We start from the raw sequence: 24,765 nt of genomic DNA on the forward strand, positions 1-24,765 counted from the left end.
GGCCTATCTTTTTTTACCACAAGTGGGTCAACGCCTTACCTTGTCTAGCTTCTAACGGGGTTGTCACCCCCCCAGGAAAAATATATATGTCGTCCTCAAGAAAAAGGTAGAAATAGAAGAAGACATAGCAAGTTTTGGATTGGTTTGTATGGCGAAAATTGGTTAATTGCCAATGACTGCTGTTGGGAGTCGATAGCATCTATGAGGAGTTTAGCTCGCAATAAGCAGTCATTTTACCGGAGGGGGCTAAGAGCTAGAAAGCTGATAGAGCAACCGCTTTAGCCTCGTTGTCGCCCCCTGAACGTAAACAATCATGAGGAGGGCAACCGGAATTGATATGAATTGTCTCTCCTCGGGCCTGAAATAAAAATAGAGCGATAAGTTAAATTGACTAAAGTCTATGGTTCCATATTTCGAGCGGTACTGGCCGCAACCTTCCCGCTACTTCTACACTGGGCCAATTCGGATCAAAAGTCAAATTTTCCAACGTTCCATCGCTGTGAATTACAAACGTATCCTCAATTTTTGCTCCCGACAAACTCGGATTCCAAGCCACAGCCATATTTTCTGCCAAAATATCTGAAGTAGCCGGATTCGCCACAATTTCGCGCGCCAAATATCCGGTAGTTCCGCCTTGATGGTGTTCCGCAATTGCTTGAGGATATCCGTGCTCTTCGTAAGCAGTTTTAAGCGTATCATAAACCGCATTCAGCGTTAATCCCGGTCGACACAAATTTAGCGCCACTGCTTCAATTTCTCTGACTTGTCGGTGCAACTCTGAATGCTTTTCCCCAAGAAAATCGAAACAGACAAATCTGGTTAAATTTGCATACAAACCCCATCCCCTAGCGCAAAATACTAACATTGCTTGTCGTCCAATTTGTTCGGCGGTTGCTGTGGCGTGGCGGTACAGTGGCAAACGCCTTTCTCCAGCAACTAATGTCAGGGCTGGATGCAAACCTCTCGCCCACAAAGCCTCTGCACCGGCTCCGGCTAGCTGATATTCTGTCCATGTGGGTTTAGCGGCGGAAAGTACCTCTGTCATCGCTTCGCTGGCTAAAAGCCCGACTCGCCGATATCGATCTAATTCGCTTGACATCATTGTCTGTTTGCGAGACTCTAAAGAAGGGATTATTGGTGTTTCTTGCGCAGTTGGCCGATCGCTCATGACGTTACCGCCACCAGTAATTTCTTTGACAAAAGCTTCGCGCTGTGCAACATCAGCCCAAGGATAGATGTGCATTTGAAAGTTGGCTGGCAATTCCTCCTCCTGCAAGCGTTGAGCTTCGATTTCATCGGTGAGAACCCAAGCGTTTTCGGCAGTAATTAATATTTCTGCAACTCCGGTTTCTGCAGTTAGCAATACTGTATGGGAACCGCCGGCTGTGGCCCAGGCAAACCAGTCTGTACCGCGCAAGCGAAGGGCGATCGCTTTTGTTTCGGTTAAGGCTTTGCGGATGAATTCGAGTTTTGTATCGACTTCTTGGTTGAATGAGTTTTTCATAGATTGACCCAAAATCTAAAATCTAAAATCTAAAATAGATTGACGGATACAGCTTGCAATTCTTTAGCTTTTTCTTCGGGTAAAGCGTCGTTGGCAAACATTCCGGCGGCGAGTTCGGTTCCGGCTAGGTATTTTAATCGATCGCTCGATCGATAGGGGGGATAAAATTGGGCGTGCAAATGCGCTTCTGGATGGGGCTTCCCGTCTGTGGGCCCTTGAAACCAAGCCATCAAATAAGGGAATGGGCGATGCCACAAACCGTCGTATTTGAGGGTGACTGTTTTTAAGGCCTTAGCGAGTGATTGCCGCTGTTTTTGGGTCAAATCGATAAATGTAGCAGCGGGGGCGATTGGGGCAATCCACACTTCGTAAGGGTAGCGGGCACAAGCGGGGACAAAGGCGATCGCCTCTTCGTCTAAATAAATAATTCGCTGTTTGTCGGAAATCTCTTTTTGAATCAAATCTTGCAGCAAACCACTACTGTTTTTTTGATAGTAAACCGATTGACATTCTAACATCCGTGTCGGCACCGGTGGCACGAACGGATAAGCGTAAATTTGACCGTGGGGATGGTGCAAAGTTACTCCGACTTCGACGCCGCGATTTTCAAAGGGCAAGACGTATTGAATTTCGGAATTGCTGCCAATAACTGAAGTGCGTTCGGCCCATACTTCTAACAATAATTCCAAATGAGTTAACTCCAAAGAACCCAAGGAAGCCAGCGGATCTTGAGTGAAAACAACGACTTCGCAAATGCCTTTCGCTGGCAAAGTTTCTACAATATTTGCAGGTGCATTTTTTGCTTGCAAAGTCATCGAGGGAAAGCGATTGTCAAACACTGCTACATCGTAATCTCCCGGCGGCAATTCTGTCGGAAACTTAGGGTTAATTGTAGCTGCCAGCGGGTTGTATTCCGGCGGCGGCATGAAAGTTCTTCCCTGACGGTGGCTGGCGTATGCTACCCATTCCCCCCGCAAAGGATGCCAGCGAAAGTGCGGGTTTGCCTCTACGGGGTCATTGCTGGGACTTACGGCCGCGATACCTTCTGGGATTGGGTAGCGACTGTACAGTGTGAGTGGGCGGCCGTCTGGTTTTAGCAATGTTTGGGCGTACATTTTTTGTAGGGGCGGGCGATCGCGTTTAATATATGTTAGGAGTATAACTTCGTGCTTTGAGAATCCGCCCCTACCTAAAGTCGCACATTATGTTAACAAGTTTAGTTGGCAGTACCAACGTCCGCCGATCGTCCGCCAGTCCGGCAGGGGTTGAAACCCACGGGGTTTTTAGCTAAAGTGCTCGCTATGACGACGCATGAGTTCTTGAGTCGTATCTAAGAGGAGTTTAGCTTTGACAGGACTTACGCAGACCCACTATATATAGTGTGCCAAAAAAGGGATTTCATTTTTCTTTCATCAAGAGTGATATTCACGAGATTACAAACTTGATGGCTCAAAAAATCACCAATTTTCCTGTTTAACAAGATATAGCAGTAGGAAAGGATATAGGTCAGCCTAACTATTGCAGGAGAAATGAGTCAGCATTAGTTTTTTTAATCAGGGCTAAAGTCCTGACTACGATCGCAATTCCCAATTACCCAGTATATTTATCGATCGACCATTCGATCGAGCTTTTCCTTAACCAACAAATCTAACAACGAGCGCAACACAAACAAGCCACCGAATCCCGCAACCGCAAAAGCTGCGATCGCCCCCGTTTGATATCCGCCCACTAGCAGCACTGCACCCGACAAAAACACAAAACCAGTCAAACAAGCGAAAATTAGAGTTTTCAGGGCTAAGTTAATGCGTTTCAAGGCTCTTTCGCTCTCTAGATTTCGCACTCTAATTTGCAGTTCGCCCTCTTCAATTCGCTGCTCCAAACGGTTGAGATAAACTTGCGATTTGCTCGGCTGCCGTAACTTATATGTAATAAAACTTCGCGCTTGCCTTGCCAATTCTCCGATCGCATTTCCCCGCCCCTTGCTCACCGCAATACTCTTGACAAAAGGCTGAGCTGATGCTATGAAATTGTAGTCAGGGTCGAGAGTTCTAGCAATGCCGTCGAGAGTCGTCACAGACTTGACAATAAACATCATTTCTGCAGGCAAGCGAAACGGTTGCTGCTCGAACATGATGTAAAGTTCGTTCTTGATTTCATTAAAAGCTTGAAAGTCGATCGGCTTATCAATAAACTTATCCAACAGAAAAGCAATTAACCTGCGTACTGGCATCATATCCGGCATCGGCTCAACCAAGCCGATCGAAATTAAAGTATTGAGTACCTCGTCAGTATCCTTTCTCATCACAGCAAAAAAAGTCTTGACCATTTGGTCTTTAGCCAGAGACTTCACCTCAGCCATCATCCCAAAATCGTAAAAAATCAAGCTACCATCTTCTGTCACCGCCAAATTTCCCGGATGGGGGTCAGCTTGAAAAAAACCGTCAATTAACAACTGTTTTAAATAACAGCAAATTCCGAGTTGATTGAGCTTCACAATATCCACTCCAATCGCCTCTAAACTAATGCGGTCGTCCACCTTAATGCCGGGTGCGTATTCTAGAGTCAGCACTTTTTTAGTAGTGTATTGCCAGTAGACTTTCGGAACAATAACTTGAGGATATTCTCGAAAATTATGGCTAAAGCGATCGGAATTTTTACCTTCTTGCACGTAGTCAATTTCTTGATATAAAATCTTAAAAAACTCGTGATAAATAGATTCCAGGTCATATTTGCGCGTCCCAGGCAAATAGCGATCGCAAAAACGCATCACTTGGCGCACCGCCTTCACATCCAAATCAAATAAACTTTCCAAACCCGGACGCTGCACCTTTACAATCACATCTTCCCCGGTGTGCAGCCTTGCTTTGTGCACCTGTCCAAGACTCGCAGCAGCGATGGGCGACGGGTCAAAATCGCGGTACAAAGCATAAATATCCTTGCCTAACTCTGATTCTACAAGAGCGATCGCCTCTTCGGAACTAAACTGAGGAACCCGATCTTGCAACTGTTCGAGTTCCTTCACATACTCAAGTGGCAACAAATCCGCGCGAGTCGAGAGAGACTGCCCGATTTTAATAAAAGTCGGGCCTAAATTCAGCAAAGTATTGACCAACCAATGAGCGCGAATTCTTCTAATATGAGGAGAATTATTTTGCAGCAGTCCATCCCACCACAAAAAAAACATAAACTTTCCCGCCGCTGCAAAAATGTCTATTTGTCGTGCCAGTGGCGAATATTTAGAACGTTGCCAACGCAGGGTTTTAGGTGCAGCTTTTGTGAGCATAATATTGGCGATCGAATTCCATGCACCGTGACAATTTTTAGGGGACAATCCAGGACGCAGAAACCGGCTTGTACGAAAAGACGGGTTGCAGGCCTTTGAAACACTTAAAAAACTCAGTTTATTTGGTCTATACTGCGTAATATCATCTCCGACTATACAATTATAATTAAGTTCCTAGCAAGTAATGCAAGTCCTGATTAATTAATAATAAATAGAGGACACTCATACTCACTACAAACACGCACTAATTACGGGCCAATAACCCGACATAATATAAGTCATGGGGAAAATCAGCAATGGAGAATCGGCACTTTAGAGGGGAAACCAGACAAACAAATCAACAATGAGGATGTGGTAGCGTTTGCCGCATCCACATCTCCCTAAAAAAGCAAGTCTTAGTTTGTTCGCTGCCAATTCACAACCACTTTTCCACCAAACTATTATTCTAGATTAGAGAGTTCCGCTGGAAATTGAGGCAGAGTCAGAGTAAAAGATGTACGCCACAACTCGTCAGCTTCTGAACTTTCCGCCGGACGGCTAGATACATCAATAGTACCATTCAAGTGCTGCACTAAAGACTTTACCAGAGCCAGGCCCAAACCCGTACCGGCGATAGCTTGGTCCGTAATGCCAGTGCCACGGCGGAACTTGTCAAAGATGTGGGGCAAATCAGCCGCAGAAATGCCGGGCCCGAAATTACAAATGCTCAGGACAATATAGCCGGCTGCCTCAGACGCCTCCAAAACTACCGCCGTTCCAGAAGCAGAGTATTTTCCAGCATTCGTCAGTAGTTCCAGGAGTACCCGATTGAGAATGTCCGGGTCGGTTTCCCAGCAAGGGGTCAACTTGGGCAAATCCACCTTCAGAGTCAATTGCTTATCCGCCCACTGTTTTTCAAAATCCCTAACTAAATCTTGAAATAAACGGTTGAGATCGATTTTGATTTGAGAAATTGGGACTTGCTGAGGCTCAAACTGCTTGAGGGCTAGCAAATCGTTAACCAGAGCAGTTTCCTTAGAACACTGCTGTTCTAGAATTTCGAGATACTTAGTCCGACTCGCTGACGGCAGTTCAGCTTGTTTGAGCATCAGAATCGCCAGCTTCATGATTGTTAAAGGGGTACGCAACTCGTGACTCAGAGTGCTGAGAAACTCGTCTTTAATCAGCTTCAATTTCCGCATTTGCTCTAGCTGATTGGCAGATTGTTCGTACAGTTTCCCCTGCACGTCCAGGCTTTGCTGCAACTGAGTGGTTCTGTCGAAGACTAGGGCTTGCAATTCCTTAAGCGTTTGAGTTTGGATAATCATCTTGCTCGCTTGAGCGCTGACTGATTCGAGAACTTCTAATTCTTCCGGGTTCCAAGTGCGCGGCTTCGAGTGCTGCAAAACCAAGAAACCCAAAACTGTTTCCTGGCAGCTACCGCCCGTGAGGGGAACCAGCAGCAAGCCGCGAATGCCTTGGAGTTTCAAAATTTCTGTGGCGACCTCTTGTTCTTTGCCGATTAATGCGCTTGCGTCAGCGAGGGCGAGGGGTTTGGGTGCGCTGTGGAATGCTTGGTGGCACAAATTAGATTCAGACAGCCAAAAAGCGGGAGAGTTATTTGGTTTTGAGTTGGGGATTTTGGATTGGGAAGTAGCAGTTTTATCCTTGTTTTTTGTTTTGGATGTTGAGCTTTTTTTTGCGGCAGCGTTTTGTGCTATTGGCTGTTTATTTGGATATTTTTTTACAACAGATTCGCAAACTAATTCGACTTTCGCTTTGGGGGTTTGATTGGGCGAGCGATTTGTAAATAGAGGGTCTGTATATTTCAATAGCAAGATTTGACCTCTATCTACTTCCAGGGTATCAACGGTATTTTCAATAACTTGCTGCAATATTCGCTCAACTTCTGAAGTTGTCTGGCTCAATGCAGCAACTGAGATGAGTAGATTTTTGTATTTAGCTTGTCGCTGTAACTGTTCATTTAAGCTGGCAATTTCTTGAGTTTTTAGAAGGTGAGAAATCGCGCTGCCGATCGCCTCCGATGCTGCTTCAAGGCGCTGGATCTCGGCTACCGACCACTCGTGAGGTTGCGACTTACCAACAATCATCATGCCATTTACAGCCCCTCCAAATCGCGCAGCCCCTGCCAAAATTGCCCGAAAAGGCAGCGCAGTCACAGGGGAATTGGGCGATGAAGCTGCTGGACTATCAAGATAGTCGGATATCGCCACTATCTCCCCGTCTACTAGGACGTTGGCCCAAGCGGGATGTTCGAGTGATATGCTAGGGGGTTTTAATCTTGGGGTTTGGGCGTGTTCCGGTGTTTGAGTGGAATCCACAGCACCGGCAACATAGGGGCGATCGCTGCTATTTTGCCAGCAAGCATTCGGATGTACTACTTTTTGGTCAACCACAGCAGTAACCAAACAGAAATCTGCCCCCCATGCAACCCCCAAAGTATTGGCTATTCGCAGCAGCAGGAGTTCTCGATCAAAGCTGGTGGCGAGAATTTGGCAAATTTGTCGCCCAAGAAGGGCAGGATCGACCTGGTACTGCATAAGACGATCCAGAAATTTTTGGACTGATACTGGCTCTGCGATTTGCGGTAAATGCAAAGTGCAAGACTCTGACGGCGATCGGTCGATCGGACTAAAGTCTTGATTTCCCTGGCAATCGATCATGGCAACCAAGCCTTTATTCTAAGATGTTTGAGCCGGCTTGCGCTGCAAATATAGAACCTATCCATAACTGTCGGCTTGACCGTTATGAGCCTGCTTTCTGTGTTTGTGCAGCTGATCGGCGGGTCGCTCGATATGTAAAAATATACCCAGATCTGACCGAGTTCTATTTTCCTGTTTTTTACCCTTCGATCTGTACGGGATGAACTTTACCATCCTTTACCGGATGATTATCAATCCCATTCCCGCTAATTTTGACGGTTATTAGTAGTATGAAGTTTTTCTAGAGACCGCTTAGTGACACCCCTCTTCTCACTGTGTGATGTTTCCTATGTGAAATACCTAGCACTGACCTTCGGTGAGCGTGTAGGCTTCGTGTCTCGTTTGCCGTTGCTCTGTTGGGTATCTCATTACTGAGACTCGTCACTGAAGACGAGCCGAGTCTTACACAGCATTTCTGGGCTTTTACACCCTTTATCCCTTCGTAGGGAACCCACGCAGAAGCCCTGTTTCCCAAGGCAAAAACTATTTTCGTACAACAAACTTGGATTGTATTTTATGGTGGGACGTGCCTTACCAACCAGCGGTCTGTTCTTTTCCCCTTTCTCTCGCAGTTGTCCGAGGCCAAGCATATTACTGCTACTGTAGCCTGTTGTTTGCAGTCGAGTGGGTGGGTCGCAACCACTTATATCTTACACGTTTTTTTTGCTAGAGAAACAGTAAATTGTCGCTCTTTTTCATAGACCTTGCTTGGCTTATATCCCGACGCTGAATTGAGTACAATTACAGCGTGGGACTTAGACAAATTAGTTAAGTTTGTGATCTTAACAAATTTTTATTTTGATACAAATCCGCCGATCGAGTAACGCCGATCGCAAAAATTCCAAATCCCAAAATTATCACTCATAACATAGTTGAGAGTTTTCGAGTTTTTGCTCAAAAACTCATTTTGCACAACACCTAGAGCCGTGCAGCTAAGTCTCTGGTTAAATTTATCCCAGTTACCTGCTTACTTATTTTGTGCTTCCTGTTGGGCTTTATCGCTATTTTGGCGGTAAAGTGCAGTCCGGTTCAGAGCCGTTGTGTAGCGGGGGTGCTTGGAGGGCACGGCGGCCATCAAATCCGAAGCTTGCTGCCACTTAGCAGCTACGACTAACCAATCCTCGCGAGATTGAGCGGTTTTGCCCTCGGTGGCTGCTTGTTCAGCGACTCGTACTGCTTGGGCAAAAGAGTCAACAGCAGAATTAACAGTCTCCTTAGAAATTTTCAAAGCAGGCTTTGCCTCCGAAGGAGGGGCAGTGGCAACTGCTTGGGTGGTGGCTTGTGTGCTGTTTGGCACTTGGGAATTAAGTCCTTTGTGGATGGCGGCCGCTGCTGCAAGCAACAACACGGTCAAGCTGATGCCGCCGACGATACCACGCTGAAATTGCCGCGGTTGCTGCATCGATCGAGGTATAGCGATTCTCGGCAAAGCCCGCTTGCCTGCCACAGCTTGGCGTTCGTGATGGGCGGTGGCTAAACGCTTGAACAAATTCGGCTTTCGGAGTTTAATTTCTTGAGACCACAAGAGTTGATTCTCCGGATCGCGGCTAATTTCTTCGAGCCACAGCAGTTGGTGTTCTCGGACAAGCCGGCTGTTGATGTTGACTCGGCGAATATTGTGGGGCGAAATACGTTCCAAAATTTCTCGGACTCGATCGACCAAACTAGACTCTTCGAGCAGTTGGGGCGTTGCAGCTTCGCACAGCAGTTGCAGCACCCCGTCTGCAAACACAGCTCGGGCCCTGACCCCTATCTGTGCCAGTTCGTCATTAAGGATTTGAATAATCGATGCAACCGAGCCCTCGCGAGCTTGTCGAGCAATGTCATCTATTGGATTTGCCATAAAACTATCTTGACGCTTAGCAATCTGTTAATTGTTAACCCAAAGTCTCGGATCTAATTTTTACTCATACAGGTTATCACTGACACTGCCAGGTTAAAATGAACAGATGCAAATCTTGCATACCGATCCACTTAAAATTATCACCACAGCATCGAGCGAGGCTAACAGAAAATAAACTATGGGTAAAGTAATTAGCGGTCAAATTTTTGTTGTAGACGACAACATCGATACAGATCAAATTATCCCTGCCGAATACCTGACCCTGGTTCCCTCGAAGCCGGATGAGTACGAGAAACTAGGCAGTTACGCTATGATTGGGTTGCCCGATCGCTACGGTAAGTTTATCGAATCCGGTGAACAGAAAACCCGGTATCCGATTATCATAGCGGGCGAAAATTTTGGCTGCGGTTCTTCGCGGGAGCACGCTCCGATAGCTCTCGGGGCCGCCGGCGTCACAGCGGTGGTGGCTTTGTCTTACGCCCGCATTTTCTTTCGCAATTGCTCGGCTACTGGGGAATTGTACCCGATCGAATCAGTCGATCGGCTCTGCGACTTGTTTGTAACCGGTCAAGAAGTGACGATCGACTTTACAGCAGAGGTAATTGTCAACCACACTCTCGATCGAACTTGCTCCCTCAAACCTTTAGGAGAAGTAGGCCCAGTCATTGATGCCGGAGGGCTGTTTGACTACGCGCGCCAAACGGGAATGATTGCGGCTCGCTCTTAACTTTTAAAACCCCTGCAATGTAGGGTGTACCACCGGGCGCACCTTACCAATATCTTCTTACTCAAACCGCTCCTATCTAGGATCGCGGAAATTTTCTCAAATCGACTCAATAAAATTCAATAAAATACGCTGGTGAGCAATGCCAAAAGGTCGCACATCTCCTGACTGCTCAGAAAAGCATTTTCCCGCCCGAATCTGCTCCGGTGTCAACAACTTCATATCCCAACCTTCAAGCAAAACTAAATCCTTGACATCTGCACTAAGTTGTGAGTGAAAAACGTGGCGAACAACATCTTTTTCGACATCACAACAGAAAAAAGAAACACTTGCAGGAGCATAGCCAATTTCCTCTGATAATTCCCGCACTACAGCAACTTCCGGCGTTTCCCCCGGTTCCAAGTGTCCGCCAAACAAAGCCCAATGTCCCGGATACCTGATATGAGGAATATCGTCTCGCAACTGGCAGAGAAACTTGCCGTCTTGGTACAAAATCGCGATCGCAACGTGAATTTTAGTCATTAATTAATTAGTTAGAAGGAAGAAGGAAGAAGGAGCAATTATTAAATAACAAATAACAAAAAACCAATTACCTTCTGCCTATTTCCCCTTTTCTGAACTGGGAGTGCGCTTTAACTGTTCCATTTCCTCAACATAAACTTCACCTAAATCCTTTCCTGCCAATTCCTTCAGAGTAATACTCTTGTAGCGGACTTCTCCCTTCAGCAACACTTCATCGCCAAGCTGGGGCAAATCTTGCTGGGTTAAAATCCAAATACTGCCAGTACCATCCTCAAGTTGATAAGCCGCATTCCCCACAAACGGAGCGCGATTTTCCACCTTTCCCCGGAGATAAACTTCAGCATCCACTTGTCGCTTTTGTTGAACGTCGCCAATGCTAGCCACATTAAAGCCAAGATTAAGCTGAGACAGAGGTAAATTGCCACAACTGAAAAAACCGCTGGCGAGGATTAGCGATAAAGAGCCGGTGCAGAATCTTTGAACCCAAACTTGCTTAATTGCAGTAGTCATTGGTCAACTGATTTGAGATGTGAGATACGACTTACTTTAACAGAATCCCAAGAATCGATCGCAAGTAAGAAATTTCTCTAGTGTAGTCCTTGGCGGGGATTAAGCTAAAATCTAAAATCGTCCGCCCCTAACCCAGAGTCTACAATGGATGCCAAAACTGCTCAAATACTAGATGGCAAAGCTTTAGCGACAAAGATTCAAACCGAGCTGAGCGATCGAGTCCGCGCCCTACAACCCCAAAAGGGGCGTCCTCCGGGACTTGCGGTGCTGATGGTGGGCGACAACCCAGCTAGCGCAGCCTATGTTCGCAACAAAGAGCGAGCCTGCGCTAAAGTTGGCATAGCTTCCTTCGGTCAGCATTACCCCGCAAACGCTACTCAAGCCGAACTAGAACTTGCAATTCGTGCGCTCAACGAGGACGATCGAGTAGACGGCATTTTAGTTCAATTACCGCTACCAGAACACTTAGATGCAATTTCGCTGCTGTACCAAATTGCCCCCGACAAAGATGCTGACGGACTTCACCCTGTAAATTTAGGTCGTCTCGTGCGCGGGGAGCAAGGTTTGCGGAGTTGTACTCCCGCCGGAGTGATGCGGTTATTGCAGGAATACCAGATTGATTTAAAAGGAAAAAACGCCGTAGTTTTGGGACGGAGTATTTTGGTAGGTAAACCGATGGCGCTGATGCTGTTAGAAGCCGATTGTACTGTTACGGTAGCTCATTCGCGATCGCAAAACCTAGAATCGATTACCAATCAAGCCGATATTTTAATAGCCGCAGTCGGTCGCACAGAAATGATTACAGCTAATATGGTCAAACCGGGAGCAGTAGTAATTGATGTCGGTATTAACCGCGTCGTCAATCCAGACGGTACGAGTCGTTTGGCCGGAGATGTGGATTTTGATGCTGTTAAAACAGTAGCCGAATTTATCACGCCGGTGCCGGGAGGAATCGGGCCGATGACTGTCGCTATGCTGTTGGAAAATACCGTTTCGACCTACAGTATTAAGTAGTAATTAGTCATTATAAATACACCTAACGTAGGGTGCATCCCTGTCGAAAATTCGGGTGAAAAATCGATCGAATTTTCAGGAAGCGACGCACCCTACTGCTTGACAGCAACTACCCGAATTCGGCGATAATCTGCACTCCAATTACTATCGCGGTACAGCGCCGATCGCAAACGCTCTTCAACTGCGTTAATTACGTGCGATCGGACATCATCAGACAACCCCGACAAAAACCCGCCAGCAAACATCTCAATCCAATTTACCATACCCGCGCTGCCGCCTTCTAGGGGAGTCGGGCGATCGAACAAAACCGCATAACCCACATCAAATCCCTGCTTTTCCAAAAGCCCAGCATACTCGCCAATACTCGGAAAATACCAAGGATTAAGCGCTTCAGGCTCCTGGCAGCCAATTTCTGACAAAACACTCAAAAGCGCCCGGACGATCGCCCCCACGTTCCCCTTACCGCCAAACTCAGCCACAAAACGTCCTCCCGGCTTCAGCGCTTTTGCCACACAATTAATCACAGCATCCGGCTGTTTAATCCAGTGCAAAACCGCATTAGAAAACACAGCATCTAACGGCTCTCCTACTTTAAAACTCGTCGCATCTGCGGCAGCGAAGTTAATGTGAGGATAGTTTACTATTGCCGTGGAAATCATCGACAAAGATGAATCAATACCTTGCACAAAAGCACCACTGTGAGCAATTTTTTCAGTTAACTGCCCCGTACCGCAGCCCAAATCCAGAATTTGTTCACCAGCCTTCGGAGCGAGTAACTCCAAAAGAGATTCGCCGTACTGCCAAACAAAAGCATGATTTTGCTCATAAAGAGCTGAATTCCAAGAATTTTCCGACATTTCTTCTCTTCTTTCCTCTTCTCTTTTCTCTTTTCTCTTTTCTTCTCTTCGCGTTCTTCGCGCCTTCGCGGTTCGTTATTAACTTATTTGCCAGCAAGCAGACCAATTCCATCCCCATCCATACGGCAAACCCTAATATTTTGCAAAAGGCGCGCTCCCTGCTTTTGGTAAAAAGCAATTCCCGGCGCATTGCCAGTATTAACAGTCCATTCCATACGCCCGCAATTTGTTGACTCAGCAATTTTTGCCAAAGACTTTAACAGTGCTGTACCGACTCCCATACCGCGAAAATGAGATTGCACAAATAAATCATCAAGCCAAAGGCAAGGCTGCGCCAAAAGACTTGAATAGGAAGCATAAAACATCGCAAACCCTACCGCTGTGTCGCCAACTTCCGCCAACAATACTCGCACTAGGGGAGACTCGACAAATAGTGTTTGCTTCAATTTGTCTGCTGTTGCTTGTAAAAGATGTGGAACTCCATCGAATTCTGATTTTTGCGAAATAAAAGCCAGAATTAGTTCCAAATCTACCAGCTCTGCTTCTCTAACTTTGATATCCAAATTAGCCATTGTTTAATTCTCAACTTCGCCTATTAATCACTGTATGAAATATCATCATCAATGTCCAATATATGTTTTGCTAACAACTTATACTTTTAAAGTATCAATCATTGGGACTTATGGAACTTCGGCATTTGCGTTATTTCATTGCAGTTGCAGAGGAACTGAATTTCACTCGTGCAGCCGAAAAACTGCATATTGCCCAACCTCCGCTGAGCCAACAAATCCAGCATTTAGAGGCAGAGTTGGGGTTTCAATTGTTTCGCCGCACCAAGCGGACGGTGCATTTAACGGCTGCGGGACAGGTTTTTTTCGAGGAGGCCGAGAAAATTCTGCAGCAAGTCGATCGAGCAATTCAACTCGGCCGACAAACCAGTCGCGGCGAACTCGGCCAACTAACGATCGGCTTTGTGAGTTCTGCAGCACACAACGTGGTTCCAGCCATTTTGCAGGCGTTTCGCACTCGGTGTCCCGCCGTCACGCTGGAACTGCACGAACTGACGACAAACGAACAGTTGCAGCGGCTGCGGTTCGGGCAAATTGATATCGGCTTCGTGCGTCCTCCGGTTGAGGAAGAGGGGATAAATTCTGAAATCGTTTTTCGAGAACCGCTGATCGTGGCACTGCCAGAAACGCATCCGGCGGCCGATCGCACACATCTTGAATTACGCGAACTCTCTACCGAACCCTTTATTTTATTTCCGCGATCCCAGGCTCCGGGATTGTACGATGCGATCGTCAGTCTTTGTCAGCAAGCAGGTTTCAGCCCTCGCGCAGCTCAAGAAGCAATTCAAATGCAAACCATTGTGAGTCTGGTAGCCGCCGAGATGGGAGTGGCGATCGTCCCGGCGTCGATGCAAAATTTCCAGCGCAGCGGGGTTGTTTACAAATCTTTACCAGAATCAACCTGCATTGTGGCGATCGCTCTAATTTGGCGCAGCGATCCAACGGCCGCGGTGCAGCGGTTTTTGGAAGTCGCCAGACAAATCAGCTGATTTGAGATTTGAGATTGTAAATTTTAGATTGACTGGTAATTTGACAAAGTTATCAAAACTCAAAGATTTTCTGTGCAACAACACCCGTAGAATGATTAATTGATGCTCGGAGTTCGAGCAACTACTGCCGTAAAAGTCGGCACGATCCGACCTGAACGGCTCACAATATCCCACATAATTATTCAGTACAAGAGAGCAAGGGATGGTATTGGCAACAGAAATGGGTTCGTCCCAACCGGAATCCTCTTTCGATTTATCTACCTATCTAGTCAAGCGAAAAGAGGCGATCGAGGAAGCTCTCGACAGTGCACTCCCGGTCATCTACCCAGAGAAAATTTACGAAGCAATGCGCTACTCGCTGCTAGCGGGGGGCAAGCGCCTGCGTCCGATCCTGTGTCTGGCTAGCTGCGAACTGGCCGGCGGCACTACATCTATGGCAATGCCCACAGCTTGCGCTTTGGAAATGATCCACACCATGTCGCTGATCCACGACGATTTGCCGGCAATGGACAATGACGACTACCGGCGCGGCAAACTGACGAACCACAAAGTCTACGGCGAGGATATCGCCATTTTGGCGGGCGATGGTTTGCTGACCTATGCTTTTGAATTTATCGCCACTAAAACTCAGAACGTACCCCCCCAGCAGGTGTTGCAGACGATCGCCCATTTAGCGCGGGCATCGGGTGCCGCTGGACTCGTAGGCGGTCAGGTGGTTGATTTGGAATCGGAAGGAAAGACAGATGTTTCTCTGGAAACTTTGAATTACATTCACGCTCACAAAACAGGCGCGCTGTTAGAGGCTTGCGTAGTTTGTGGGGCAATTCTGGCTGGGGCCTCGGGTGCAGATTTGCAGCGGCTGTCTCGTTTTGCTCAAAATATTGGGCTGGCTTTCCAGATCATTGACGACATTTTGGATATTACTGCTACCCAAGAAGAACTGGGCAAAACTGCTGGCAAGGATGTTCAAGCAGGGAAAGTCACTTATCCGAGTTTGTGGGGAATTGAGGAGTCTCGGCGCCAAGCTTCGCAGCTTGTTGCTGATGCTAAGGCTCAATTGGCAGTGTTTGGGAGCAAAGCTCTACCGCTGCTGGCGATCGCCGATTTTATTACCAGCCGCAGTAACTAGAAATACCAAATAATATGCAGGAAATTTGCAGCGGCATCTTAAACAATCATATACTCGTGGTTGCTTTGCTCGCTTGTCTGGCGGCTCAGATCATGAAGCTGCCGATCGAGTTGGTCAAAAATCGCAAGTTTAATCTTCAGTATTTGGTAACAACGGGGGGAATGCCCAGCGCTCACTCGTCTTTTGTGGGCGCTTTGGCTGCTGGAGTCGGACAAACGATGGGATGGGAAAGTCCGGACTTTGCGATCGCTGCGATCTTTGCAATTATTGTGATGTACGACGCTGCAGGCGTCCGCCAAGCTGCAGGCAAGCAAGCTCGCATCCTCAACCAAATTATTGACGAGTTTTTTGAGGAAGATCACAACCTTAATGAGGCTCGCCTGAAAGAGTTGCTGGGACACACTCCTTTTCAAGTGCTTGTCGGTTTGGGGCTGGGAATCACTATTGCTTGGATCGCAGGGCCTGCATATTAAGTTTTAAGTACGGAGTAAATTTGGGGCAGTGGTGTTTTTTGACGAGTAGGAGGTAAAAGTTGGCGGCGGGGATTAATTGTTCGGCAACTCATCCGTCTCTAGCTCAGAAAAGCACCCGAACTTTTTGGAAGTTTCTGGCAATGCCTATTCCCTAATTAAGCATTTCAAAAAGTTTTTTCACTTCCCACTCCTTGGAATTGTTTTGCTATGCTCCAAAGACTATATGTACACAACTTCAGATGCCTAGAAAACTTTGAACTGCCCATAAAGGGGATGCCATCTGCTCTCTTGATTGGAAAAAATGGTGCAGGTAAATCAACTACTGCCTCTGCATTAGAAGTCCTTCAGAAGATTTGTCGAGGCATCAATAGAATGCGCGACCTTGAAAAACTTAACCTTATTAGCTCGAAAGATTTCGCTCGTGGAAGGTCTGATGTTCCGATCCGGTTTGAAATAGAAGTATTACTCGAAGATAAATTATACAAATATGTCCTTGCCTTAGATTTACCAGAAAAATTTAGAGAGCTTCGAGTTTTTGAAGAGCAACTGCTAGTTGCAGGAGATCCAATTTACTCTCGAAAAGAAGCCCAAGTCACTCTTCACACCACCTCCCCAAATCGTGAAGCTCAGTTTCGGGTAGATTGGCATCTTGTTGCCCTGCCAGTAATTCAGGAGCAATCTGAGACTGATCCGCTTCATATTTTCAAGACTTGGCTGGCTCGCACGATCATTTTAGCCCCGATTCCCAGCTTGATGACTGGAGACTCAAACGGTGAAACTTTGGAGCCAAAGCGAGATGGTTCAAACTTTGGGGAGTGGGTTTCCGGCTTACTGAGTCGCTATCCTGCTGCCTACACACAGGTTGATAAATATCTCCGAGAAGTCATGCCTGACATTCAGGATTTTCTGAATGAACTAATCGGCAAAGACTCGAAAAGCATGATGGTTCGGTTTGAAGCAAATAATGCGAATCTGAGTATTGAATTTAATGACTTATCTGACGGGGAGAAATGCTTTTTTCTTTGCGCTGTTGTCTTGGCTGCAAACAAATTTTATGGCCCCCTTTTTTGCTTCTGGGACGAGCCAGATAACTATCTATCCTTATCGGAGGTTGGACATTTTGTAATGTCTCTGCGACGCTCATTTAAAAATAGCGGTCAAATCTTAGTGACATCGCATAATCCTGAAGCAATCCGCAAGTTTTCAAATGAAAATACCTTTGTATTAGATCGCAAAAGCCACTTAGAGCCCACTTTAGTCAGACCGCTGAGTGAGGTGTCTGTGAAAGGCGACCTGATAAATGCCTTGATTGGTGGCGACATAGAGCTATGAGTAATAAGTATCAACCGCACATTCATGTGTTGGCGGAAGATGATGCTAATCGCCAGATTGTCAACGGATTTCTTCTGGGGCCAAACCTGAATAACCGTGCTGTTAAAGTCCTGCCACCTGCTGGTGGTTGGAAAAAAGCTGTGGAGGAATTCACGAATAAGTCTGCATCTGAAATGCGACAATTACCACAAAGAATGATGGTTTTGCTCATTGATTTCGATGATGATCAAAATCGGTTGAGTTATGTAGAAAGTCATATTCCCGACGATCTAAAAGCCAGAGTATTCGTGCTGGGAGTGCTATCTGAACCAGAGAATCTAAGGACAGACATCAAAAAGACTTTTGAGGAGATTGGAGAAGCTCTTGCAAAAGATTGTTCTGACAACACAAATGAGTTATGGGAACATCATCTTCTCCAACACAACAAAGGAGAATTAGATCGTATGGCTTCATCTGTAAAACCATTTCTCTTTAAATAAATAGACGCAAAACTCGCGCACGCTACTTAAATGTCAGGTGCGCGACGGCCAATAATTTAGCGGAGTGCGGCTCGCTCAAAAGTCGCGCACCCTAATGACTACTGACCGAATTCTGCTTGCAGCAGGTCATCGTTGTCATCGGCGATCGTGGCGACAATAGTGATAGCACGAGAAATTTCCCCGGTCGAGATTTCCGCCATCGTCCGAGTCGATACTACGGCAACTTGATTATCAACAATAGCAAAATGAGATTCCAAAGTAGACAGCCAATTCATTTCTAGAAGTTTCCGCATTAATTGAGCTTCATTCTTCGCTGGCAACTGCAGTACAAAAGCCCAAACAGTCAAAGTATCATCTTCGGTTTCGCCCGTGAGTTGCACGAACACTTCGACACTGCCGTACTTAAACTTCCAAAGATGTCCGCCAGCTTCACTTTGACCGACCATCACTTTTTGGTCTACAGCCATGCTGGCGATGACAGTTTCAATTTCTTCTGCATAGGTGACGGCTGTGGCTTTTTCGACCTGGGCATCGGCGATCGCGCTTTCACTCGATAGGCTTTCTGCAGAAGCTGTTTGTATGTTCGGCTCGCTGGTAGTCATGATTATATTTAGACGGAAAACTATTCCAATAATCAGTTTACTTGCTAAAGCTTAAAATTATGACTTTAAATAACTGGTTCCCAGGCTAGGCCTGGGAACCAGTATATCTCGCTTGTTTGCGGAGGCAGACGCAAGTTTGACTTGCAGAGCCGTTTCAACCAGGTTCGCGATCGTTTTTAAGCCTTGGGCTTAGTCGCCGCCGGCTTCTTCTCAATGGTATTCAAGCCGTTGAGGAACATGGGCACCAATTTCTCCACAAATGCCTGCGGGTCGCGGTTCCAGGCCCGCTGAGCTACATCGACTCTGGTCATTTGCAGATCCGGGGCCAGCAGGCTTGCGGGCAAGCGTTCCATCAGGTATTGCGGGCGTTCCCACATCGGCATGGTGTTGGCAATATCCACCAGGCGGGTGACGCGGCGGAGTTCTGCCCCCAACATGATATCCATTCCCGATTCAAAAGCTGCTTGTTCGATCGCCACATACTTGCGCTTTGCCTGTTCCACCTTCTGGCGGTGTTCCGGGCTTTTGGCAGCTATGGAGCCGAGCCAGCGGTTGCCCCAGCGGACGTGACCAGCTTCTTCGGGAAAAATCTTTTCGATTGTTTCGCGGATTTTGACGTTTTCTGCGGTTTGGGGAGCCTGTTTGAGGGCGTGGATGTGCGCTGAGAAGTATTCGCAGCCCCGCTTTTCGGTGACATTGATTGCGGCTAAAACTGCAATTATACCGTCATCGAGGTTGCGGTATTGCTCTTTGTTGAGCAGGCGGTCAAATTCGTCAATGTAGGAGATTCCCGGCGGCGTTCCCACATTTTGGCCCAAGTCTACCAGTAAGTCGGTGAGCCACATAGCGTGCCGCGCTTCGTCGGAAATGTGCCGGGAAAGGTCGCGCACGAGTTCTGCCGGGTTCCCGTCGAGCCGTTCGATCACGTCTGTGAGGTCTTTGCAACTGCGCTGTTCGCTGTAGCGGTAGCGGTTGAGGGTGATCAGGTGAATTTCGCGATCGCGCACTACATTAGCTAAAATTTCGCGCGCTCCCATTGCGTTGCGAAGCTTGCGGGGATAGGCAACAGTCATGCTTTTATGTTGTTTTGTAAAGATACTTATATAAGTGTAACGCAGTTTTTCGGCTTCCTAATTCAGGAAGCAAGTTAGAATTTTGTTGTCAATAACCTATTCCCAATGCCATATTCCCTATTCCCGATGCCCTATTCCCAAAGTTGATATCAACTCTCAGTTGATTCTGAAACCAGATCCTCCGAAGCCGACTCTTCTTGAAATTTTCGTGCCTCCTCCACTTCCAGTCTAGCCAGCGTACTCGCGGCATCCGCCAACTGCAAAGCCAGATTCATTCGACCAACTGGGTTTTTCTCCTTCCAAAGGTCTTTTGCCAAGAAATTTACTCGATAGCGGAACATTTTAATTGACTGCGATGGAATAACTTTAGCTGTCATGGTTATAGTCTCTTTTCAACAGTAGCTAGAATGCGAAGCAGTAACCGTTCGGGTTCTAGATAGATAAATGTCAGTATGATTACTTGATCTTCATTGCCGATCGTGACAACCCAGGTAGCAGAGCGCGGTTCAACCCGTTCGTGCCTAACTATTACAGTATATTGTCCTGCTGCCAAGTCATCAAATCCCGCATCTGCCTCCATCAAGGAAACTGTTTCCTCGACTAGAACCCGTCCGTCCCGAGTCAGTAAAGTAATGAAGGCAATGCCGTCAACTGAAGTCATGGCGACGTTATTTTGATTGCGGATCATCACAAAAATATCGGACATCGTTTGGTAATTTCTAATTGCTAATTGCTACTTTATACTGAGAGCAGAATCTCACAAACAAAGGAGCATAAATACGGTGAATCATTTCAAGCTTTTGCTAATTTTGACTATTAGTGCAGCGGTTCTCGGTTTGGGAAAAAGTGGGGCGCTAGCTGCTGTCTTGAATATCTCTGAGACAGAGCCTGGTTTGCAGCTTCACGGCGTGCGGGTTGCTCAAAGGGACGATCGCAATTTAACCAACTCAAAAGGTACATTAAAAGAAGGTAGTGCCATCTCTATCGATCCTGATGAAGTTACGGGCATACCAAAAGCTGAGGCGCGACAGCGTTTCATTTTGAATAAGATATATCGGGTTCAAGAAGGCACTACCGCTGATGATTTGTTTATTGTTGATGAGAAAGCAACTAAATGGGCTGTAGAGGATGTCTCTGAGGCTACAATGGGCCCTACTACTAACAGCGTTGCCCAGATAATGTCGGGTAACGGGAGAGTCTGGGCGTTGATCCAGAAGTTCTAAACTTCAAAAAAACGCCGCTTTTAAGGGCGGCGTTCTTAATAATTAAAAATCAAAGGTTAAAAATGGTATAATTACCAGTTTTAACTTTTAATTTTTAATTATTAATTTTCTAACAGTCGTAGTAGAGAGCAAACTCGTAGGGGTGAGGACGCAGCCGCATTGGGTTGACTTCATTGTCGAGTTTGTAGGAAATCCAGGTTTGGATGAAGTCTTCGGTAAATACGCCACTTTCAGTTAAGAAACTGTGGTCTTTTTCTAAAGCTTCTAAAGCGCCTTCCAAGGAACCGGGAGTTGAAGGAATTTTGCTCAATTCTTCAGGGGAAAGGTCGTAGATATCTACGTCCAAAGGTTCGCCCGGATCGATTTGATTCTTGATGCCGTCAATGCCGGCGCACAGCATGGCTGCAAATGCTAAATAGGGGTTGGATGTGGCATCGGGACAGCGGAATTCTAACCGCTTGGCTTTGGGGTTGGTTCCAGACAACGGAATCCGCACTGATGCCGATCGATTTCCTTGAGAGTAAGCTAAGTTTACAGGCGCTTCAAAGCCCGGAACTAAACGCTTGTAGGAATTGGTCGTGGGGTTGGTGATTGCCAAAAGTGCCGGTGCGTGCTTGAGAATGCCGCCGATGTAATGCAGTCCCATTTGACTGAAACCTGCATATTGATCGCCTGCAAATAGAGGTTGGCCGTCTTTCCAAATCGACTGGTGAACGTGCATCCCTGAACCGTTGTCGTTAAACAGCGGTTTGGGCATGAAGGTGATGGTTTTGCCGTATTTTTTGCCGACGTTTTTGATGACGTATTTGTAAGTCAGCAAGTAGTCGGCGGCTTGTACTAAAGTTGCAAAGCGGAAACCGAGTTCGCATTGACCGCCGGTGGCGACTTCGTGGTGGTGTTTTTCGATGGGTACGCCGCATTTTGCCATTGTCAGCAGCATTTCCGTTCTCATGTCTTGAGAGGTATCGGTTGGTGCTACTGGGAAATAACCTTCTTTGTAACGCGGTTTGTAGCCGAGGTTGCCGCCTGCTTCTTCTTTGCCGGAATTCCAGCGACCTTCGATCGAATCTACGTAATAGTAGCCGGAATTTTGGGTTTGGTCGAAGCGAACGTCGTCAAAAATAAAGAATTCTGCTTCCGGGCCAAAGAATGCTGTATCGCCGAGACCGGTCGAAAGCAAGTAGTCTATGGCTTTTTGGGCAATGGTGCGGGGACAGCGACTGTACGGTTCGCCCGTGCGGGGTTCTTTGATGCTGCAAATGAAGCTGATGGTCGGTTCTGCCATGAACGGGTCCATCCAAGCGGTGGTCGGATCGATGACCATCGTCATGTCAGATTCGTTGATGGCTTTCCAGCCCCTAATGCTGGAACCGTCGAAGGGTACGCCGTCTGTGAATGAGGTTTCGTCGATTTGGTCGTGGAACAGGGAAAGGTGCTGCCAGATCCCCGGCATATCGATGAACTTTAGGTCAACGATCTGGATTTTATTTTCTTTTATGTAATTTAAGGCTTCTTGGGGCGTCTGGAACATGACTTACTCCTCATATTGGTTGTGTCTTAGCGATCGGCCGATTTCAGACTGTTTGGGCGATCGTAGGCCTTCAGTATCCACTATTTTGTATCTATGGCTACAAAATTTTGAAATAGGGGCCCAGTGTGGCCGGGCAGTTTGAGATTCTTGCCCTGTGGATTTTTCGGCTGAAGATACAAGGCAAACGGGTGAATTTTACGACCGTTTGCCGGGGATAGACTACAGAGATTGAAAATCCCATCTCAAATCTTAATCAAACGCCGATTTGTAGTAGTCTACAATAGGCGGTCTGTCTCAGATAGCAAAGTATTGATAAAGATTTTTGGGAGAGAAACTTATGCGCGATGCAGTGACGAGCCTGATTGAAAATTATGATGTTGCTGGTAGGTATTTAGACCGGGATGGTATCGATCGGTTGAGATCTTATTTTGCAACGGGCACGGCACGGGTACAGGCGGCGGCTGCGATTAACAGCAATGCTGCGGCAATTGTCAAGCAAGCTGGTATCCAGCTATTTGCTGAACAGCCGGAACTGATCCGTCCCGGGGGAAATGCCTACACGACTCGTCGCTACGCGGCTTGTCTGCGGGATATGGACTACTACTTGCGCTATGCTACTTACGCCCTGGTGGCTGGAAGTACCGACGTGCTGGACGAGCGCGTGCTGCAAGGTTTGCGAGAAACTTACAATTCTCTAAGCGTTCCCATTGGCCCGACGGTGATGGGGATTAGCATTATGAAGGAGATGGTTAAGGCTCAGGTGCAAGCTGCTGGCTTGTCTGTGGGGCCTTTTTTGGATCAGCCTTTTGATTACATGATTCGCGAATTGAGCGAACAAGATATTTAAGTCAATTTGGTAGTTCTTTTAGCAGCAAATTGCACTTGTGGCTGGCAGTTAGCAGCAGTTATATCGATCGCTTTTTTTGGCATCACCGCCTCCAAGCGATCTTTTTTTATGGGTTATACCCTTTTAGATTAAAGATTTTAGATTAAAAATTTTTAAATTCAAATTTTTAATTTAAAAATTTGAATAATTGGGAATGACTGATGAATTAACGGTTTGGAGCTTCCCTATAATTGCTTTCTTGTTTGAAACTGGTGTTAAAAATCGTCAACACATCCCCAGACGAGGCATTTGTCTAGGGGATTTTTGGTTTGATGCAAATCGACTTGTTCGGCGGTTGTTGCTTCTACTTCGCCGTTGGGGTAAAGAATGTGGATGATGTCACCGCTGACGAAGGCGAGGGGATTTTCTTGACAATTGCCCGCATTTCTGATAGGAAAGTTAAGTGTTTTCATGCTCGATCGCCCTGACGGTATTTGTAGCGCTTTTAGCTGCATATAAATCATCCGCTAGTCACAAAAATTATTGTGTGATTCTATGAATGTTTATCTGTGATCCAACTACACACTCAGAGCGATCTCAGTCACATAATGTGAGGTGGGGCGATCGCCCCGCGACAATCGCCAAACCAAAATAATCGCCAAAAATTAGCAGTCGGGCTTGTGCGTAAGTGCTAATCTGGTACTGTTCTTAACCCTATCCGTACAGATTAAAAACCTTGGCTAAACAGCGACTAGACACTTTATTGGTCAGCCTAGATTTGTGCAGTTCCAGACAGCAAGCTCAGGCCTTGATTCGGACTGGGAAAGTCTCCATCAACCAACAGGTAGTTGACAAACCGGGCACTGAGGTGGATATTGCAGCAAAAATTCAGATTAAAGAGCGATCGCGCTATGTTTCCAGAGGCGGCGACAAATTAGCCAAAGCTTTAGAAGTTTTTGCGATTCCCGTTGCAGGCAGAATTTGTCTCGACGGCGGCATCTCCACAGGGGGTTTTACCGACTGTCTGCTGCAAGCCGGCGCCGCGCTAGTGTATGGCGTAGATGTTGGCTACGGTCAAGCAGATTGGGGCTTGCGTAACGATCCGAGGGTAATTTTGAAAGAACGCACCAATTTGCGGTACATGACTGCTACGGAGCTTTACGGCGACTCTGCGCCAGCAGATTTGGCGGTAGTAGATGTGTCGTTTATTTCCCTGGATAAGATTTTACCGGCGCTGTGGGAATTGTTGGTACCACCGCGAGAAGCGGTGTTGTTGGTAAAGCCGCAGTTTGAGGTAGGGCGCGAGAGAGTCGGGAAAAAAGGCGTAGTGCGAGACTCAGCAACTCAAGCTGATGCGATTTTTCAAGTGTGGAAGGCAGCCACAGCTTTAGGATGGCACGAACGCGGTTTAACGTGGTCGCCTTTACTTGGCCCGGCCGGTAATATCGAGTATCTTTTATGGTTGGGGATCGATCGCGAACTGGAATCAGACCAGAGGGCGATCGAAGAGGATGTTGTGAAGGAACGGATCGCACAAGTCACCAAAGCGGCGGCGCGGGAACTTGTCGATCGATTATAGA

25 protein-coding genes are annotated in these 24,765 nt (G+C 46.9%); 10 read left to right on the plus strand and 15 right to left on the minus strand.

The features are described from left to right. Window positions 1–391 precede the first annotated feature (391 nt). The 5 genes from QUA74_RS23455 to QUA74_RS23475 all read right to left on the minus strand — a co-directional run bounded on the left by QUA74_RS23455 (window position 392) and on the right by QUA74_RS23475 (window position 9,332). Window positions 392–1,504 carry a M24 family metallopeptidase gene (locus QUA74_RS23455; protein ID WP_333333973.1) on the minus strand — a complete coding sequence of 371 codons (1,113 nt, stop codon included), beginning with the start codon at window positions 1,502–1,504 and terminating at the stop codon, window positions 392–394. 29 nt (window positions 1,505–1,533) lie between these two features. Further along, window positions 1,534–2,619, minus strand: a complete 1,086-nt coding sequence (gene galT / locus QUA74_RS23460) for a galactose-1-phosphate uridylyltransferase (RefSeq protein WP_333333975.1) — start codon at window positions 2,617–2,619, stop codon at window positions 1,534–1,536. 488 nt (window positions 2,620–3,107) lie between these two features. Continuing rightward, window positions 3,108–4,787: an AarF/ABC1/UbiB kinase family protein gene (locus tag QUA74_RS23465; protein WP_333334038.1), complete on the minus strand. Its 1,680-nt coding sequence runs from the start codon at window positions 4,785–4,787 to the stop codon at window positions 3,108–3,110. A gap of 440 nt (window positions 4,788–5,227) precedes the next feature. Continuing rightward, complete coding sequence (locus tag QUA74_RS23470) at window positions 5,228–7,450, minus strand: ATP-binding protein (protein ID WP_333333977.1); 2,223 nt, start codon at window positions 7,448–7,450, stop codon at window positions 5,228–5,230. A gap of 1,006 nt (window positions 7,451–8,456) precedes the next feature. Further along, on the minus strand, window positions 8,457–9,332 hold the full coding sequence (locus QUA74_RS23475) for a hypothetical protein (RefSeq protein WP_333333979.1): 876 nt from the start codon (window positions 9,330–9,332) through the stop codon (window positions 8,457–8,459). A 178-nt stretch (window positions 9,333–9,510) separates the two neighbouring features. On the opposite strand from QUA74_RS23475, the gene QUA74_RS23480 reads away from it, so the two are divergent. Next, window positions 9,511–10,059 (plus strand): LeuD/DmdB family oxidoreductase small subunit, encoded by a 549-nt coding sequence (locus tag QUA74_RS23480; protein ID WP_333030027.1) that lies wholly within the window; start codon window positions 9,511–9,513, stop codon window positions 10,057–10,059. A 96-nt stretch (window positions 10,060–10,155) separates the two neighbouring features. Here QUA74_RS23480 and QUA74_RS23485 read toward each other — a convergent pair whose 3' ends face one another. Beyond that, window positions 10,156–10,578, minus strand: a complete 423-nt coding sequence (locus QUA74_RS23485) for an NUDIX hydrolase (protein ID WP_333333981.1) — start codon at window positions 10,576–10,578, stop codon at window positions 10,156–10,158. Between the two features lie 78 nt (window positions 10,579–10,656). Beyond that, window positions 10,657–11,088 carry a DNA-binding protein gene (locus QUA74_RS23490; RefSeq protein ID WP_333333983.1) on the minus strand — a complete coding sequence of 144 codons (432 nt, stop codon included), beginning with the start codon at window positions 11,086–11,088 and terminating at the stop codon, window positions 10,657–10,659. Between the two features lie 144 nt (window positions 11,089–11,232). Here QUA74_RS23490 and folD point away from each other — a divergent pair, with 144 nt between their 5' ends. After that, the gene (folD, locus tag QUA74_RS23495; protein WP_333333985.1) at window positions 11,233–12,102 is read left to right on the plus strand and encodes a bifunctional methylenetetrahydrofolate dehydrogenase/methenyltetrahydrofolate cyclohydrolase FolD; all 870 of its coding nucleotides are present in this window, start codon (window positions 11,233–11,235) and stop codon (window positions 12,100–12,102) included. 92 nt (window positions 12,103–12,194) lie between these two features. Here folD and QUA74_RS23500 read toward each other — a convergent pair whose 3' ends face one another. Together QUA74_RS23500 and QUA74_RS23505 are read right to left on the minus strand one after the other, a co-directional pair. Next, window positions 12,195–12,959 (minus strand): methyltransferase domain-containing protein, encoded by a 765-nt coding sequence (locus QUA74_RS23500; protein WP_333333987.1) that lies wholly within the window; start codon window positions 12,957–12,959, stop codon window positions 12,195–12,197. Window positions 12,960–13,042: 83 nt separating this feature from the next. Next, window positions 13,043–13,531, minus strand: a complete 489-nt coding sequence (locus QUA74_RS23505; RefSeq protein WP_333333989.1) for a GNAT family N-acetyltransferase — start codon at window positions 13,529–13,531, stop codon at window positions 13,043–13,045. A 110-nt stretch (window positions 13,532–13,641) separates the two neighbouring features. Between QUA74_RS23505 and QUA74_RS23510 the strand changes: the two genes are divergently transcribed. The 5 genes from QUA74_RS23510 to QUA74_RS23530 all read left to right on the plus strand — a co-directional run bounded on the left by QUA74_RS23510 (window position 13,642) and on the right by QUA74_RS23530 (window position 17,930). Further along, a complete protein-coding gene (locus QUA74_RS23510; protein ID WP_333333992.1) occupies window positions 13,642–14,517 on the plus strand; it encodes a LysR family transcriptional regulator in 876 nt (291 codons plus the stop codon). A 202-nt stretch (window positions 14,518–14,719) separates the two neighbouring features. Beyond that, entirely contained in the window at window positions 14,720–15,646 is a 927-nt protein-coding gene (gene crtE / locus QUA74_RS23515) for a geranylgeranyl diphosphate synthase CrtE (RefSeq protein WP_333333994.1), read from the plus strand. Window positions 15,647–15,660: 14 nt separating this feature from the next. Next, on the plus strand, window positions 15,661–16,119 hold the full coding sequence (locus tag QUA74_RS23520) for a divergent PAP2 family protein (protein ID WP_333333996.1): 459 nt from the start codon (window positions 15,661–15,663) through the stop codon (window positions 16,117–16,119). Window positions 16,120–16,326: 207 nt separating this feature from the next. After that, complete coding sequence (locus QUA74_RS23525) at window positions 16,327–17,451, plus strand: AAA family ATPase (protein WP_333333998.1); 1,125 nt, start codon at window positions 16,327–16,329, stop codon at window positions 17,449–17,451. After that, window positions 17,448–17,930, plus strand: coding sequence for a hypothetical protein (locus QUA74_RS23530; RefSeq protein WP_333334000.1), 483 nt, complete (start codon window positions 17,448–17,450; stop codon window positions 17,928–17,930). Before QUA74_RS23525 ends, QUA74_RS23530 begins: the two co-directional genes overlap by 4 nt. Window positions 17,931–18,028: 98 nt before the next feature. Here the strand turns inward: QUA74_RS23530 and QUA74_RS23535 are convergent, their stop codons facing one another. The 4 genes from QUA74_RS23535 to QUA74_RS23550 form a co-directional block, all read right to left on the minus strand. Further along, complete coding sequence (locus QUA74_RS23535) at window positions 18,029–18,532, minus strand: YbjN domain-containing protein (protein WP_333334002.1); 504 nt, start codon at window positions 18,530–18,532, stop codon at window positions 18,029–18,031. A 176-nt stretch (window positions 18,533–18,708) separates the two neighbouring features. After that, window positions 18,709–19,605 carry a ferritin-like domain-containing protein gene (locus tag QUA74_RS23540; protein WP_333334003.1) on the minus strand — a complete coding sequence of 299 codons (897 nt, stop codon included), beginning with the start codon at window positions 19,603–19,605 and terminating at the stop codon, window positions 18,709–18,711. Window positions 19,606–19,754: 149 nt separating this feature from the next. After that, entirely contained in the window at window positions 19,755–19,982 is a 228-nt protein-coding gene (locus tag QUA74_RS23545; RefSeq protein ID WP_333334005.1) for a hypothetical protein, read from the minus strand. Window positions 19,983–19,984: 2 nt separating this feature from the next. Then, the gene (locus QUA74_RS23550; protein ID WP_333334007.1) at window positions 19,985–20,311 is read right to left on the minus strand and encodes a hypothetical protein; all 327 of its coding nucleotides are present in this window, start codon (window positions 20,309–20,311) and stop codon (window positions 19,985–19,987) included. A gap of 76 nt (window positions 20,312–20,387) precedes the next feature. Here QUA74_RS23550 and QUA74_RS23555 point away from each other — a divergent pair, with 76 nt between their 5' ends. After that, a complete protein-coding gene (locus QUA74_RS23555; RefSeq protein WP_333334008.1) occupies window positions 20,388–20,828 on the plus strand; it encodes a hypothetical protein in 441 nt (146 codons plus the stop codon). Between the two features lie 109 nt (window positions 20,829–20,937). Here the strand turns inward: QUA74_RS23555 and glnA are convergent, their stop codons facing one another. Then, the gene (gene glnA / locus QUA74_RS23560; protein ID WP_333334010.1) at window positions 20,938–22,359 is read right to left on the minus strand and encodes a type I glutamate--ammonia ligase; all 1,422 of its coding nucleotides are present in this window, start codon (window positions 22,357–22,359) and stop codon (window positions 20,938–20,940) included. A gap of 337 nt (window positions 22,360–22,696) precedes the next feature. Here glnA and apcB point away from each other — a divergent pair, with 337 nt between their 5' ends. Beyond that, the gene (gene apcB, locus QUA74_RS23565; protein ID WP_333334012.1) at window positions 22,697–23,206 is read left to right on the plus strand and encodes an allophycocyanin subunit beta; all 510 of its coding nucleotides are present in this window, start codon (window positions 22,697–22,699) and stop codon (window positions 23,204–23,206) included. Between the two features lie 254 nt (window positions 23,207–23,460). On the opposite strand, the gene QUA74_RS23570 is transcribed toward apcB, so the two are convergent. Then, window positions 23,461–23,700 (minus strand): hypothetical protein, encoded by a 240-nt coding sequence (locus tag QUA74_RS23570; RefSeq protein WP_333334014.1) that lies wholly within the window; start codon window positions 23,698–23,700, stop codon window positions 23,461–23,463. Between the two features lie 221 nt (window positions 23,701–23,921). Here QUA74_RS23570 and QUA74_RS23575 point away from each other — a divergent pair, with 221 nt between their 5' ends. Then, window positions 23,922–24,764 carry a TlyA family RNA methyltransferase gene (locus QUA74_RS23575; RefSeq protein WP_333334015.1) on the plus strand — a complete coding sequence of 281 codons (843 nt, stop codon included), beginning with the start codon at window positions 23,922–23,924 and terminating at the stop codon, window positions 24,762–24,764. Window position 24,765: the final 1 nt, after the last annotated feature.

Source organism: Microcoleus sp. LAD1_D3, from assembly GCF_036702135.1.
In the GTDB taxonomy this organism is placed as follows: domain Bacteria; phylum Cyanobacteriota; class Cyanobacteriia; order Cyanobacteriales; family Microcoleaceae; genus Microcoleus.

Bases quoted from the DNA above. Each gene is read 5' to 3' on its own strand.
- QUA74_RS23455 (WP_333333973.1), bottom strand. From the start codon at position 1,504: ATGAAAAACTCATTCAACCAAGAAGTCGATACAAAACTCGAATTCATC.
- galT (WP_333333975.1), bottom strand. From the start codon at position 2,619: ATGTACGCCCAAACATTGCTAAAACCAGACGGCCGCCCACTCACACTG.
- QUA74_RS23465 (WP_333334038.1), bottom strand. From the start codon at position 4,787: ATGCTCACAAAAGCTGCACCTAAAACCCTGCGTTGGCAACGTTCTAAA.
- QUA74_RS23470 (WP_333333977.1), bottom strand. From the start codon at position 7,450: ATGATCGATTGCCAGGGAAATCAAGACTTTAGTCCGATCGACCGATCG.
- QUA74_RS23475 (WP_333333979.1), bottom strand. From the start codon at position 9,332: ATGGCAAATCCAATAGATGACATTGCTCGACAAGCTCGCGAGGGCTCG.
- QUA74_RS23480 (WP_333030027.1), top strand. From the start codon at position 9,511: ATGGGTAAAGTAATTAGCGGTCAAATTTTTGTTGTAGACGACAACATC.
- QUA74_RS23485 (WP_333333981.1), bottom strand. From the start codon at position 10,578: ATGACTAAAATTCACGTTGCGATCGCGATTTTGTACCAAGACGGCAAG.
- QUA74_RS23490 (WP_333333983.1), bottom strand. From the start codon at position 11,088: ATGACTACTGCAATTAAGCAAGTTTGGGTTCAAAGATTCTGCACCGGC.
- folD (WP_333333985.1), top strand. From the start codon at position 11,233: ATGGATGCCAAAACTGCTCAAATACTAGATGGCAAAGCTTTAGCGACA.
- QUA74_RS23500 (WP_333333987.1), bottom strand. From the start codon at position 12,959: ATGTCGGAAAATTCTTGGAATTCAGCTCTTTATGAGCAAAATCATGCT.
- QUA74_RS23505 (WP_333333989.1), bottom strand. From the start codon at position 13,531: ATGGCTAATTTGGATATCAAAGTTAGAGAAGCAGAGCTGGTAGATTTG.
- QUA74_RS23510 (WP_333333992.1), top strand. From the start codon at position 13,642: ATGGAACTTCGGCATTTGCGTTATTTCATTGCAGTTGCAGAGGAACTG.
- crtE (WP_333333994.1), top strand. From the start codon at position 14,720: ATGGTATTGGCAACAGAAATGGGTTCGTCCCAACCGGAATCCTCTTTC.
- QUA74_RS23520 (WP_333333996.1), top strand. From the start codon at position 15,661: ATGCAGGAAATTTGCAGCGGCATCTTAAACAATCATATACTCGTGGTT.
- QUA74_RS23525 (WP_333333998.1), top strand. From the start codon at position 16,327: ATGCTCCAAAGACTATATGTACACAACTTCAGATGCCTAGAAAACTTT.
- QUA74_RS23530 (WP_333334000.1), top strand. From the start codon at position 17,448: ATGAGTAATAAGTATCAACCGCACATTCATGTGTTGGCGGAAGATGAT.
- QUA74_RS23535 (WP_333334002.1), bottom strand. From the start codon at position 18,532: ATGACTACCAGCGAGCCGAACATACAAACAGCTTCTGCAGAAAGCCTA.
- QUA74_RS23540 (WP_333334003.1), bottom strand. From the start codon at position 19,605: ATGACTGTTGCCTATCCCCGCAAGCTTCGCAACGCAATGGGAGCGCGC.
- QUA74_RS23545 (WP_333334005.1), bottom strand. From the start codon at position 19,982: ATGACAGCTAAAGTTATTCCATCGCAGTCAATTAAAATGTTCCGCTAT.
- QUA74_RS23550 (WP_333334007.1), bottom strand. From the start codon at position 20,311: ATGTCCGATATTTTTGTGATGATCCGCAATCAAAATAACGTCGCCATG.
- glnA (WP_333334010.1), bottom strand. From the start codon at position 22,359: ATGTTCCAGACGCCCCAAGAAGCCTTAAATTACATAAAAGAAAATAAA.
- apcB (WP_333334012.1), top strand. From the start codon at position 22,697: ATGCGCGATGCAGTGACGAGCCTGATTGAAAATTATGATGTTGCTGGT.
- QUA74_RS23570 (WP_333334014.1), bottom strand. From the start codon at position 23,700: ATGCAGCTAAAAGCGCTACAAATACCGTCAGGGCGATCGAGCATGAAA.